The sequence below is a fragment of the Neisseria shayeganii 871 genome, from assembly GCF_000226875.1.
Lineage (GTDB): Bacteria > Pseudomonadota > Gammaproteobacteria > Burkholderiales > Neisseriaceae > Eikenella > Eikenella shayeganii.
This window is the reverse complement of sequence record NZ_JH164926.1, coordinates 2,088,356-2,100,715: the sequence shown is the minus strand read 5'-3', so window position 1 is coordinate 2,100,715 and position 12,360 is coordinate 2,088,356. Positions and strand designations below refer to the sequence as shown.

At 59.6% G+C, this 12,360-nt stretch carries 13 protein-coding genes, 1 other RNA gene and 2 pseudogenes; 3 read left to right on the top strand and 13 right to left on the bottom strand.

Features of this window, described 5'->3' with window-relative positions:
* Positions 1-13 precede the first annotated feature (13 nt).
* Both HMPREF9371_RS09725 and rsmG read right to left on the bottom strand, forming a co-directional pair.
* Entirely contained in the window at positions 14-781 is a 768-nt protein-coding gene (locus HMPREF9371_RS09725) for a ParA family protein (RefSeq protein WP_009119929.1), read from the bottom strand.
* 16 nt (positions 782-797) lie between these two features.
* Entirely contained in the window at positions 798-1,427 is a 630-nt protein-coding gene (gene rsmG / locus HMPREF9371_RS09720; protein WP_040660472.1) for a 16S rRNA (guanine(527)-N(7))-methyltransferase RsmG, read from the bottom strand.
* Between the two features lie 119 nt (positions 1,428-1,546).
* On the opposite strand from rsmG, the gene HMPREF9371_RS09715 reads away from it, so the two are divergent.
* Positions 1,547-1,789, top strand: coding sequence for a hypothetical protein (locus tag HMPREF9371_RS09715; RefSeq protein ID WP_009119927.1), 243 nt, complete (start codon positions 1,547-1,549; stop codon positions 1,787-1,789).
* Between the two features lie 114 nt (positions 1,790-1,903).
* Positions 1,904-2,142, top strand: a pseudogene (locus HMPREF9371_RS13670) (ATP-dependent exonuclease).
* Positions 2,143-2,145: 3 nt separating this feature from the next.
* On the opposite strand, the gene mnmG reads toward HMPREF9371_RS13670, so the two are convergent.
* A complete protein-coding gene (gene mnmG / locus HMPREF9371_RS09710; protein WP_009119926.1) occupies positions 2,146-4,032 on the bottom strand; it encodes a tRNA uridine-5-carboxymethylaminomethyl(34) synthesis enzyme MnmG in 1,887 nt (628 codons plus the stop codon).
* A 13-nt stretch (positions 4,033-4,045) separates the two neighbouring features.
* On the opposite strand from mnmG, the pseudogene HMPREF9371_RS13665 reads away from it, so the two are divergent.
* Positions 4,046-4,286, top strand: a pseudogene (locus HMPREF9371_RS13665) (hypothetical protein).
* A 74-nt stretch (positions 4,287-4,360) separates the two neighbouring features.
* Here the strand turns inward: HMPREF9371_RS13665 and rpsI are convergent.
* The 10 genes from rpsI to HMPREF9371_RS12195 form a co-directional block, all read right to left on the bottom strand.
* Positions 4,361-4,753: a 30S ribosomal protein S9 gene (rpsI, locus tag HMPREF9371_RS09705; protein WP_009119925.1), complete on the bottom strand. Its 393-nt coding sequence runs from the start codon at positions 4,751-4,753 to the stop codon at positions 4,361-4,363.
* Positions 4,754-4,762: 9 nt separating this feature from the next.
* Positions 4,763-5,191, bottom strand: a complete 429-nt coding sequence (gene rplM, locus HMPREF9371_RS09700) for a 50S ribosomal protein L13 (protein ID WP_009119924.1) — start codon at positions 5,189-5,191, stop codon at positions 4,763-4,765.
* A 179-nt stretch (positions 5,192-5,370) separates the two neighbouring features.
* Positions 5,371-5,551, bottom strand: a non-coding RNA gene (gene ssrS, locus HMPREF9371_RS12205) — 6S RNA.
* Positions 5,552-5,569: 18 nt separating this feature from the next.
* Complete coding sequence (locus HMPREF9371_RS09695; protein WP_009119923.1) at positions 5,570-5,866, bottom strand: cell division protein ZapA; 297 nt, start codon at positions 5,864-5,866, stop codon at positions 5,570-5,572.
* A complete protein-coding gene (locus tag HMPREF9371_RS09690; protein ID WP_009119922.1) occupies positions 5,863-6,198 on the bottom strand; it encodes a hypothetical protein in 336 nt (111 codons plus the stop codon). The genes HMPREF9371_RS09695 and HMPREF9371_RS09690 overlap by 4 nt, the downstream gene beginning before the upstream one ends.
* Before the next feature lie 83 nt (positions 6,199-6,281).
* Complete coding sequence (locus HMPREF9371_RS09685) at positions 6,282-7,274, bottom strand: NAD(P)H-dependent glycerol-3-phosphate dehydrogenase (RefSeq protein ID WP_009119921.1); 993 nt, start codon at positions 7,272-7,274, stop codon at positions 6,282-6,284.
* A 322-nt stretch (positions 7,275-7,596) separates the two neighbouring features.
* On the bottom strand, positions 7,597-8,844 hold the full coding sequence (fabF, locus tag HMPREF9371_RS09680; protein WP_009119919.1) for a beta-ketoacyl-ACP synthase II: 1,248 nt from the start codon (positions 8,842-8,844) through the stop codon (positions 7,597-7,599).
* Between the two features lie 98 nt (positions 8,845-8,942).
* Positions 8,943-9,179 carry an acyl carrier protein gene (gene acpP, locus HMPREF9371_RS09675; protein WP_009119918.1) on the bottom strand — a complete coding sequence of 79 codons (237 nt, stop codon included), beginning with the start codon at positions 9,177-9,179 and terminating at the stop codon, positions 8,943-8,945.
* 254 nt (positions 9,180-9,433) lie between these two features.
* Positions 9,434-11,461, bottom strand: coding sequence for a prolyl oligopeptidase family serine peptidase (locus HMPREF9371_RS09670; protein ID WP_009119917.1), 2,028 nt, complete (start codon positions 11,459-11,461; stop codon positions 9,434-9,436).
* Positions 11,462-11,618: 157 nt separating this feature from the next.
* Positions 11,619-12,360: transferrin-binding protein-like solute binding protein (locus HMPREF9371_RS12195; RefSeq protein ID WP_083814006.1), on the bottom strand; the 742-nt coding region annotated here is incomplete at its 5' end.

Here is a 12,360-nt window from a genome sequence, read left to right as displayed (position 1 = left end):
GTACGGGCTTTGCTCAGGCAAAGCGGGCCAGCAGTTCGTCGGCCAGCGCCAGATAGGCCAGCGTGCCTTTGGCTTTGGGGTCGTAGGCCAGCGCCGGCATACCGTGGCTGGGTGCTTCGGCCAGGCGGATGTTGCGCGGAATGGTGGTGGCGAACACTTTGTTGCCGAAATGCTGCTCCAACTGTTCGCTCACTTCCAAAGCTAGCCGGCTTTGCGGGTTGTAGAGCGTGCGCACAATGCCGGCGATGTCGAGCTGCGGGTTGATGGCTTGGCGGATTTTGCGCACGGTGGCCACCAAATCGGAAATGCCTTCCAGCGCATAGTATTCGCACACCATCGGCACCAGCACGCCGTGGGCGGCCACCAAGCCGTTGAGGGTGAGCAGGGTGAGCGTGGGCGGGCAGTCGATCAGGATAAAATCATAGTCTCCGCTCAAGGGCAGCAGGGCGTTTTTCAAACGCATTTCGCGGGCGATTTCCTGAATCAGCTCCACTTCGGCGCCGGCCAGCGAACGGTTGGCCGCCAGCACATCGTAGCCCCCCGCTTCGCTGTGCAACTTGGCCTCGGCCGCTTCGCTTTCGCCGAGCAGCACTTGGTAGATGCCGTTTTTCAGGCTGCTTTTGTCGATGCCGCTGCCGGTGGTGGCGTTGCCCTGCGGATCGAGATCCACCACCAATACCCGCTTGCCGCGTGCGGCCAGCGAGGCGGCCAGATTGACGGCGGTGGTGGTTTTGCCCACCCCGCCTTTTTGGTTGGCCACCGCCAGAATGTTGGCGCTCATGGTCTGCCTCCCCGGTTTATGCCTGCTTGGGCCGCATCAACACCATATGGCGCTCGGCTTCCAGCATCGGCACGTTCAGTTTGTCCACTTGAAGCACGGCCACCGTGTCGGGCACGTGCTCCAACTCTTCATAGGGATACACGCCCTTCATCGCCGCCCAATAGCCGTTGGCATTCAACAGGTGTTTGGTGAGCGCGATAAAGTCGGCCAGTTCGGCAAAGGCGCGGCTGGTCACCACGTCCACTTTCTTGTCGTGCATGGCTTCCACGCGGCCGCTGGCCACGGTTACGTTGTTCAAGCCCAGCTCGATGACGGCTTGCTGCAAAAAGGTGGTTTTTTTGGTGTTCGAATCCAACAGCGTGATCTGCAAATCGGGGCGGCAGATGGCGGTGGGAATGCCGGGCATACCGCCGCCGGAGCCTACGTCCATCAGGGTTTGCGCGTCTTTCACATAAGGCAGCAGGGTGAGGCTGTCGAGCACGTGGTGGCTGATCATTGTGGTTTCGTCGCGCAGGGCGGTGAGGTTGTAGGTGCTGTTCCATTTTTTCAGCAGGGCCACGTATTCGAGCAGCAGCAGTTGTTGGGCGGTGGAAAGCGTCAGCCCCAGCTGTTGCAGGCCTTGCTGTAGTTTTTGTTTGTTGTCCATGATGTCTTTCGTCAAATCGTGCAGGCGTAATCTTATCTGAAAATACCGGCCGCCGGCACATCGCACTCAAGGCCGCAATGTGGTATGTTCTGCCCGCACACCCGAGAAAAGGAGCTGTTATGAGCATATTCAAACATGACGACGTAGATTTAAGCAAAGTCAAACCCCAACCCTACGAAAGTTTCGAAGAGATGGAGCGCCGACGCGAAGCCGAGGCCACCGAGGTGCATCCCCCGCTCACAGAGCGACAGAAAGAGATTGTGCGCGAGCAGAGCGGCATCAATCCGATTGCCCAAACCGTGAGCGATGCGATGAAGGATGCCGACGACGTGCCGGAAACCGAAAACCGCTTCGAAGACTGATTATCGCGCTGTGTAGGCAGGCTACCTGAAAGGCGTTCAGGTAGCCTTTTGCTTGCTAAGCGGGGGTGGGCCCCTTGCCTGCCTGTGTTGTTTACTGCATGACGGCGGGCAGGGATGCCCGCTCTAAGGCTGAGACCTTTGCAAAACCCCCATCTGCGGCGCATTTCTGCGTTGTGCGTTTATGCCCTATGGGTACTGCTCGCTCGCTTGCCTATCTTAATGATATGTCTGTCCCACAGGGATTCCTGACGTTCACGTTCGCTGTGCTGCTACGCCTTGAACTGCATCCACATCTGAGGGTTTTGCAAAGGTCTCAGGCTGGGATTTCAGGTAGCCTGGTTGGGGCTACCTGAAACTTATTTTGCATCTTTGAAGCCGCGTTTCAAATGCACCATCAACAGGGCGATGGCGGCGGGGGTAATGCCGGAAATGCGGCTGGCTTGGCCGACGGTTTCGGGGCGGTTTTGGTTGAGTTTCTGCTGCACTTCGGCAGACAGGCCTTTGACTTTGGCGTAGTCGATGTCGGCGGGCAGCCTGAGGGCCTCCAAGTCTTTGCGGCTGTCGATTTCTTCGTTTTGGCGGTCGATGTAGCCTTGGTATTTGACTTGGATTTCTACTTGTTCGATGACGTTTTCAGGTAGCCTGTCTGCCGGGACGGCGTCGGGCAGGGTCATCAGGGCGGCGTAGTCGATATTGGGGCGGCGCAGGAGGTCGTGCAGGTTGGCTTCGCGGGAGAGTTTTTGGCCGAACACGCGCTCCTGCTCGCTCTCGGGCAGCTTGGCGGGGGTGTACCAGGTGCTGCGTAGGCGTTGGATTTCGCGTTCGATTTGTTCGCGTTTTTGGTCGAACTGCTGCCATTGCTGTTCGGTTACGAGGCCGATTTGGTAGCCGGCTTCGGTGAGACGCATGTCGGCGTTGTCTTCGCGCAGTTGCAGGCGGTATTCGGCGCGGCTGGTGAACATGCGGTAGGGTTCGTTCACGCCTTTGGTGATTAAGTCGTCCACCAAGACGCCGAGGTAGGCTTGTTCGCGGCGCAGGGTGAGCGGTTCTTGCTCGCGGATGTATTGCACGGCGTTGGCGCCCGCCAGCAGGCCTTGGGCGGCGGCTTCTTCGTAGCCGGTGGTGCCGTTGATTTGGCCGGCGAAAAACAGGCCGGCTATGGTTTTGGTTTCGAGACTGGCTTTGAGGTTGCGCGGGTCGAAATAGTCGTATTCGATGGCGTAGCCGGGGCGCAGGATGTGGGCGTTTTCCAAGCCTTTCATGGAGCGCACGAGGGCGAGCTGGATGTCGAAGGGCAGGCTGGTGGAAATGCCGTTGGGGTAGTATTCGTTGGTGGTTAGCCCTTCGGGTTCGAGGAAAATCTGATGGCTGTCTTTGTCGGCGAAGCGGTTGATTTTGTCTTCAATCGAGGGGCAGTAGCGCGGGCCGACGCCTTCGATTTTGCCGGTAAACATGGGGCTGCGGTCGAAACCGGAGCGGATGATGTCGTGGGTGTGCAGGTTGGTGTGGGTAATCCAGCACGATACTTGGCGCGGGTGTAGTTCGGCGCTGCCGCGCACGGAGAATACGGGCACGGGGGTATCGCCGGGCTGTTCGGTGAGCTGGGAAAAATCGATGGTGCGGCCGTCGATGCGCGGCGGGGTGCCGGTTTTGAGGCGGGCAACGGGCAGCGCCAGCTCTTTCAGGCGGCCCGACAAGCCTTGTGCGGCGGGGTCGCCGGCGCGGCCGCCGGCGTAGTTTTCCAAGCCGATGTGGATTTTGCCGGCCAGGAAGGTGCCTGCGGTGAGCACCACGGCACGGGCTTGGAATGTCACGCCCATTTGGGTGCTTACGCCGTTGGCGCGGTCGCCTTCCACGCTGATGTCTTCCACCGCCTGCTGAAAAATGTCGAGATTGGGCTGGTTTTCCAGCATCTCGCGGATGGCGGCTTTGTAAAGCATGCGGTCGGCCTGGGCTCGGGTGGCGCGCACGGCAGCGCCTTTGCTGGCGTTTAAGCGGCGGAATTGGATGCCGGACATATCGGTGGCCAGCGCCATGGCACCGCCGAGCGCATCCACTTCGCGCACCAAATGGCCTTTGCCGATGCCGCCGATAGAAGGGTTGCACGACATTTGACCCAGCGTTTCGATATTGTGGGTAAGCAGCAGGGTTTGCGCGCCCATGCGTGCGGCGGCCAAGGCGGCCTCGGTGCCGGCGTGTCCGCCGCCGACCACGATGACGTCGTAGGTTTTGGGATAAATCATAAGCTCGGGAAGTTTGTGTGGGTGGGTTGGGGCCAAATGGTTTTCAGGTAGCCTGAGACCTTTGCAAAACCCCCATCTGCGGCGCATTTCTGCGTTGTGCGCTGCTCGCTCGCTTGCCTATCTAGATGATATGTCTGCACTCGCTGCGCTGCTACGCCTTGAACTGCATCCACATCTGGGGGGTGCAAAGGTCTCAGCCTGTTTGTTGGCGGTGCTTCGACAGACAGTCGCAGCTTGATGATGACCTTGTTTGATGTCGGTTCTATGGGCGTTAAGGCTACCTGAAACAAAAAAGAGCCCTGAGGCTCTTTTTGTCGATTCCATCCAATTAACGTTTGGAGAACTGTTTGGCGCGGCGGGCTTTGCGCAGGCCGGGCTTTTTACGCTCAACTTCGCGGGCGTCGCGGGTGACGAAGCCGGCTTGAGACAGAGCGGGTTTCAGGGCGGCATCGTAGTCAATCAGGGCGCGGGTAATGCCGTGACGGATGGCGCCGGATTGGCCGGTTTCGCCGCCGCCGGTTACGGTAACTTTGATGTCGAACGCTTCGGCGTTTTCAGTCAGTACCAAGGGTTGGCGCACCACCATGCGGCTGGTTTCACGGGCGAAAAACTCGTCTACCGGGCGGCCGTTTACGATGATCTGGCCGCTGCCTTTTTGCAGGAATACACGAGCCACAGAACTTTTGCGACGGCCAGTGCCGTAATAATATTTACCGTTCATGTCGCGTCCTTAAATGTCGAGAACTTTGGGTTGTTGTGCAGCGTGCTGGTGTTCGGCACCGGCATACACTTTCAGTTTTTTGATCATGGCGTAGCCCAAGGGACCTTTGGGCAGCATGCCTTTCACGGCTTTTTCCAATGCGCGGCCGGGGAATTGGTCTTGCATTTCGCGGAAAGTACGCTGGTAGATACCGCCGGGGAAACCTGAGTGGCGGTAGTAGATTTTGTCTTCGTTCTTGGCGCCGGTCACACGCAGTTTGTCGGCGTTGATGACGATGATGTAGTCACCGGTGTCAACGTGGGGGGTGTATTCGGGCTTATGTTTACCGCGCAGGCGACGGGCAATTTCGGCAGCCAAGCGACCCAAGACTTTGTCTTCGGCGTCGATAACGTACCATTCGCGCTTCACCTCGTGCGGTTTGGCTGAAAAGGTTTTCATAACGGAATAATCCAAATTAATATCAGAAACCGGCGATTTTAAAGACTCGGATGGGGGCTGTCAATGCTGATTCTGCAGGCGGGCGGCTTTTCTCTTGCCGTTGCCGGAAAAGTGTTGTTTCGGTGTTTGTCCGGCGGGCGGATAAAGAAAAACCGGTATGCGGCCGCATACCGGTGGAAAGGAACCCCGCAAATGCCGTTCCGGCGAAATTCGCTTGAACCTTTGAATCAAGGTCGGCCACTTCTGAGTCGGTTTCGGGTACATTCTCAAGGAACGCGCACACCCACCTACAATCGGCAGCCAAAAGCGAACTTATTGGTTCAAAGGAATTGTATGCCTTCGCAAGCACCGCAGGGTAAAAACGGAATCTGAAGAATGCTAGCCTTCGGTGCGGAGCACCTTATCGCAGCTTTCTATCATGGCGCTTATTCTACGCTCAATTTCGCCGATTGCCAAACCGTCTTTTGCGCTCATCTTCAACAGATCGTGCGTCAGGTTGAGAGCGGCCATGATGACGATTTTGTCGGTTTCCACAATGCGGCCGCTCGATTGGATGGTGCCGATTTTCTGATTCAGCATGTGCACGGCCTGCAACAGGGTTTCTTTTTCGCTGGCGGGGGTGCCGATATTGAATTGGCGGCCCAGAATGTCGACGCTGACTTGTTCGATGCTCATGCGGAGGGCTCCTGTGTTTCGCTGGCGGGCAGGCGGGACAGCAAGTGGCGGATGTCGGCGGCGCTTTGTTCGAGCATGGCGCGGTAGCCGGCGTTTTCTTGTTGCAGGGCGAGAATGTATTGGTTGGCTTCGGCTTCCAATTTCCCCAGGCGGTCGGTGTAGCTCAGATTCAGATTTTCCACGGCCGAACGGTGCTGTTGGATGAGCTGTTGCTGCTCTTGTTGCAGCCGGTCAACTTCCTGCTTCAGCTGGCGTTTCTCGCTGGCGGCGGTTTGGTATTTGTGGACCAAGGCTTCGATGGAGGCCTGCAGGTGTTCTAATTGGCTGTGCATGGCATGGATCTCGTGATTCGGTGCGGCCGGGTCTGCCGGCAAACGGGGGCATTATACTGAAACTGGCTGTGGCTGCCGATGTTTTATGCCGATTCGTTACGAACCCGGCGCCCCATCAACTGTTCGGCGACCTCGCGCACGGCAATTTTGCCGTCCAGCAGATCGTTGAGGATAAAGGTAATCGGCATCTCTACGCTGCAGCGGCGGGCTTGGGCGGCGGCTTCGCGGATGGTGTAAACGCCTTCGGCCACATGGCCCAGTTCGGCCAAGATGTCGGGCAGGCTTTTGCCTTCGGCCAATTTGAGGCCGACTTGGCGGTTGCGCGAGAGGGAGCCGGTACAGGTGAGGATGAGGTCGCCGACGCCGGCCAGTCCCAGCAGGGTGGTGGTTTGGGCGCCCAAGGACAGCGCCAGGCGGTTGATTTCGGCCAGGCCACGGGTGATGAGGGCGGCGCGGGCGTTCATGCCGTATTCCAAGCCGTCGGCGATGCCGGTGGCGATGGCCATGACGTTTTTGACGGCGCCGCCGACGGCTACGCCGACGGGGTCGTGGTTGGCATACAGGCGCAACACGGGGGAATTGAGTTCGGCCGCTAGGTGGTCGATCCATGCGCCGTCGGCAGAGGCCAGGGTAACGGCGCAGGGCAGTTGCCGCGCCAGTTCTTGGGCGAAGCTGGGGCCGGAAAGCAGGCCGATGCGGCTGTGGCCGGGCAGCTCGGCGGCGGCCACTTGCTGCGGCAGCAATCCGCTGTTTTGCTCGAAGCCTTTGCAGGCGGCCAGTAGCGGCACGTCGGCCCAGCCCCAGGCGCGCATATGTTGCAGGCTTTCACGCAGGCCGGCCACCGGTGTGGCGATGATGACCAAATCGGGATGGGGGATGTGCCCGGGGGAGGAGGAAACGGCCAAGGCATCGGGAAAGGGGAAGCCTTTCAGGTAGCCTGTGTTGCTGCGCTCGGCCTGCATGGCGGCGGCGTGTTGCGGGTTGCGGCTCCATAGGGTCACGCGGTGGCGGTGTTGGGCGAAATGGATGGCGAGGGCGGTGCCCCAGGCGCCGGCGCCCATGATGCAGATATTCATGCGGCTCGTTTTGTGTTGGTGAAGTGGATTGGGCGGACCTGCCCGCTGTTTGGGACCTTTGCAACACCCCCATCTGCGGCGCATTTCTGCGTTGTGCGCTGCTCGTTCGCTTGCCTATCTAGATGATATGTCTGTACTCGCTGCGCTGCTACGCCTTGAACTGCATCCACATCTGGAAGTTTTGCAAAGGTCTCGTTTGTCATTTTCATGAATTTTTCAACAGTGTTGTGCGGACAGGCGGGATAAACACCGCAGGCTACCTGAAAGCCGCGGCAATGCTTTCAGGTAGCCTGAGGGGGGCGTGGGCATCGTGAAAGATGCTTTAGCCGCTAAAGCGCTTGAAGACCAGGGTGCCGTTGGTGCCGCCGAAGCCGAAGGAGTTGGACAGGGCGGCGCGGATGGGCAGGTCGCGCGCTTCGTTGGCGCAGTAGTCCAAGTCGCAGCCGCCTTCGATGTCCTGCTCGAACAGGTTGATGGTGGGCGGGGATTTCTGCTCGTGTACGGCCAGCACGGAGTAAACGGCTTCCACGCCGCCGGCGCCGCCAAGCAGGTGGCCGGTCATCGATTTGGTGGAGTTCACCACCACGTTGCGGGCGTGTTCGCCCAATGCCAGTTTCAGGGCGTTGGTTTCGTTGGCGTCGCCCAGCGGGGTGGAGGTGCCGTGGGCGTTCACATAATCGATGTCGTCTGCGTTGAGGCCAGCATCTTTCAGGGCGCGGGTAACCGCCAGCGCGGGGCCGTCGGTATTCGGCGCGGTAATGTGGTAGGCGTCGGAGCTCATGCCGAAACCGGCCAGCTCGGCGTAGATTTTGGCGCCGCGTTTTTTGGCGTGCTCGTATTCTTCCAATACCAAAATGCCGGCGCCTTCGCCCATCACGAAGCCGTCGCGGTTTTTGTCCCAAGGGCGGGAGGCGGCGGCGGGATCGTCGTTGCGGGTGGAGAGCGCTTTCATGGCATCGAAACCGCCGACGCCGAGCAGGCAGACCGCACCTTCGGCTCCGCCGGCCACCATCACGTCGGCATCGCCGTATTTGATCAGGCGGGCGGCATCGCCGATGCTGTGCGCGCCGGTGGTGCAGGCGGACACCATGCCGTAGCTGGGGCCGCGGTAGCCTTTCAGGATGGTGATGTGGCCGGCGATCAGGTTGATCAGGGAGCCGGGAATAAAGAAGGGGTTGATTTTGCGCGGGCCGTTGGCATTGACCACATTGCCGGTGGCTTCGATGGAGGGCAGGCCGCCGATGCCGGAGCCGATGTTCACGCCCACGCGGTCTTTATCCAAGCCGGCTACGTCGTCCAAGCCGGCGTCGGCAATGGCCTGCAGGGCGGCGGCGATGCCGTAGTGGATAAACACGTCCATGCGGCGGGCTTCTTTGGCGCTGATGTATTGGCCGATGTCGAAGCCTTTCACTTCGCCGGCAATGCGGGCGTTGAGGCCGGAGGCGTCAAACCGGGTGATGGTGCCGATGCCGCTCACGCCGGCCAGCAGGTTTTGCCAGGCATCGGCCACATTGTTGCCGACCGGAGAAACCTGGCCCAAGCCGGTAATCACCACTCTTCTTTGGCTCATATTGCTTCACTCTCAATAGAAAGCCTCTGCCGCAAGGCGTGCGGTGGGCGCACCTGAGGGCAGAGGCGGTTGTCTTGAATTCGGAAACCCCGTTCGGATTAGCCGGCGTGTGCGGTAACGAAATCGATGGCTTGTTGAACGGTGGTGATTTTCTCGGCCTCTTCATCGGGGATATCTACGCCGAAAGCTTCTTCCAAAGCCATTACCAGCTCTACCACGTCCAGAGAGTCGGCACCCAAATCTTCGCTGAAAGAAGATTCGTTTTTCACTTCGCTTTCGCTTTTACCCAGTTGTTCGGCAACGATGGTCTTCACGCGTTGTTCGATGTTGTCCATTGTGTGATTCCTTGTCCTTAATCAAAACGGATGAAATAAAAATAAATAATCGGGCTGTTTCAAGCGGCGCCATTGTAACGGATTTGGCTAGAGTTTTCTATCCATTTCCTGCAGCGGCTGTGCCGCCTGCCCGCCGTGACGGCGAAGGCCGTTGGCCAGAGACTGTGCCGCCCGACCGATGGCGCGCATATTAGCACAGCGTACCTGGTTTGCAAATAATTGAAAATCATGTTTAAAAACAGATTATTGGGAAATTATTTTGCCGGCTTGCCCAAGGCGTGGCGCAGAAAAACCAGCACCGCGGCCAGTTCGGCGGTGGTTTCTTCCTGCGAGGCGTTGCCGGTGTGGCCGCCGGTGGCGGGGGCGTAAAGACGGGAAGGGGCGCCGTTTTCCTGCAGACGGGCGTGGAACTTCAGGGCATGGGCGGGGTGCACGCGGTCGTCGCTGAGGTGGGTGGTGATCAGGGCGGGCGGATAGGGGCGGCCGGCGACGATATTGTGGTAGGGCGACAGGGCTTTCAGGTAGCCTGCATCGGCGCTGTCAGCCGGATCGCCGTATTCTTCCAGCCAAGAAGCGCCGGCGGAGAGCAGGGGGTAGCGCAGCATGTCGGTCAGCGGCACTTCGCACACCAGCGCGCCGATGCGCTCGGGGGCACGGCAGTAGGCGGCGGCGGTGATCAGACCGCCGTTGCTGCCGCCTTGCAGGGCGATGCGTTCGGGGCGGGCCAGCTGCCGTTCGGCCAGATCGGCGGCCACGGCCAACAGGTCGTCCACGCTTTTGTGTTTGCGTGCCGCACCTTGGGCGGCGGCATGCCATTGTGGGCCGAATTCGCCGCCGCCGCGCAGATTGGCCAGCACGAAGGCGCCGCCTCGAGCCAGCCAATGGCGGCCTATGGTGCCGAGGTAATGCGGCAGTTCGGGCACGCCGAAGCCGCCGTAGGCATAGACGATGGTGGGGGCGTCCGGCCGGCCGCTGCCGATGTGGTAATAGGGCACGGCGGTGCCGTCGGCGGAGGCGGCCCAGTGTTGCTGAACGGCCAGGCCGGCGGGGTCGAACTGCGGTTGCTGACGGCGCAGCACGCACAGTTCCATGCGCTGCAGATCGAGGCTGTAGAGGGTGAGCGGGGTGAGGAAATCGCTGGCGGCGATATACAGCACGTCGCCGCCCCACGGCTGGTCGGTCAGCTCCAGTGCGCCCGAGGGCAGGGCGGGCAGCTGCTCGACCGCTTCCCAGCCGCCGTTGCGGAAGCGCCAGGCTTTCAGGCTACCTGAAACATTGTCGAGCAGGCTGGCCACCACAAAGCGCTTGGTGGTTTCCACGCTCTCCACCGATTGCCCGTGTTGCGGCTCGAACAGGCAGCAGGCTTCGCCCAGCACGCCTTTGTTCAGCTTCACCGCCAGCAGGCTGCCGGCGGCATAGCGGCGGTTGGCGCGCGTCCAGCCGTCGCGCAGCTGCACCAAAAGCTGGCCGCCCAAATAGCCGACCACTTCGCAGTTTTCAGGTAGCCCCAAGGGCAGCGGCGTGCCCTCGGCATCCACCTGATAATACTGTTTGCTGAAAAAGCCGCTGGCTTCTTCGATGAGGTCGATGGGCGCGCCTTGGCCGTCCAGATAACGCCAGGCGTGCACCAACACCGATTCGGCCGGCGTCTGCAACACCGGCTGCGCTTCTTCGAAACTTTGGCCGCGCCGCATCAGCCACACTTCGCGCGGGTAGCCCGAAGCGGTGAGCTGGCGTTCGTCCCAGGCGGGACACACCCACACGCTGTCGGCATCGCGCCAGGCGATGTGGTTTTTGCCGGCGGGAAAGTGGAAGCCGTTTGCCACAATTTGCCGTGCGGCCAAGTCGAACTCTACCGTGAAGCAGGCATCGCCGCCGTCGGGGCTGAGAAAGAGCAGGGCGCGTTCGGGCTGCTCCACATGGTGCGACACGCCTTCCAGATAAACATCGGCACCCAAAATGTCGTCGAAATCGGCCACCGAAAACAGCACCTCCCATTCGGGCAGGCCGGCGCGGTAGGAAGCGGCGGAGCAGACGCGGTACACGCCTTTGGGAAACTCGGCGCTCAGGTGGAAGTGATACATGCGCGCGCGGTGTTCCTGGCAGAACGGAATCTGTTTTTCGTCCTGCAGCATGGTGAGAATGTCTTGGCGCAGGGCGGCGTAGTCGGGCTGTTGTTCCAACCAGCTTTGCGTGCGGCGGTGTTCGGCCTCGGCAAAGGCTTCGGTGTCGGGGTGGGTCAGCTGTTCGAAATGGCGGTAGAGGTCGTCGTGCGGGGTCATGGGATCACAAATTGGAGGGTTTCAGGTAGCCTGAATCGGCGGGAGGGCGCCATCATAGCTTTGTGGAGGGGTTCAGGCTACCTGAAAGCTCAGTTTGAGGGCGGGAAATGAAAAATACCCGCTGCGGGCGGCAGCGGGTAAAGGTGGAAGGGTGAGCTTATTGTTTTTCAGCGCCGAAGGCACCGCTGAATTGGTCGGGTTTGCTATACACACCGCTCAATTCTGCTGCATCAGGGCCGTAGAAGCCGCCGTTGGTGTGCACGCCGTTGTGTTCGCCGGAGAAGGTATTGCCGCTGATGGTGGCTTTCAAATGAATCGGCTTTTTACTGGTTTGTAGGGTGCCATCGAGCGTTTTGTCGCCAAAGTTTACTGCAAACTCGGCATTGCCTCCCCAATCATCAAGGGTAATGTCGTAGATCCAATGATTACCTTTATATTGAGCGGTGCCTGTCATGGGCATGCGTTCAGTGGCTTGGCCGTGAGCGAAAAGGTAAAGCTTGGCTTGACCTCCCTCATCCTGCCTTAGGCCCCCCCAGACTGTGTAGGTTAGGTTGGAGATTTCAGGGCTTGTGTCTCCATCTTCTCTTGGTGAAATTGCGATATTTTTTTCGGCAGGAAGGCCGTTTGGCAGGATCTGGATGGTTTTGCCATTAAGGGTAATTTCATTTAAGTTGCTGGAAATGATGGGAGTGGCAGTACCTTCAGGCAATTCGTTTTCTTTGTTAAGGGTCAGTAATTGCCCGGTTATTGAAAGTTTGGGTTGGGCTGGATTGGTTGGATTGGTTGGATTGGTTGGATTGGTTGGATTGGTTGGATTGGTTGGGTGTGGTTGGGTGTGGTGTGGTGTGGTGTGGTGTGGTGTGGGTTGGTTGGGTTGGTTGGGTTGGTTGGGTTGGTTG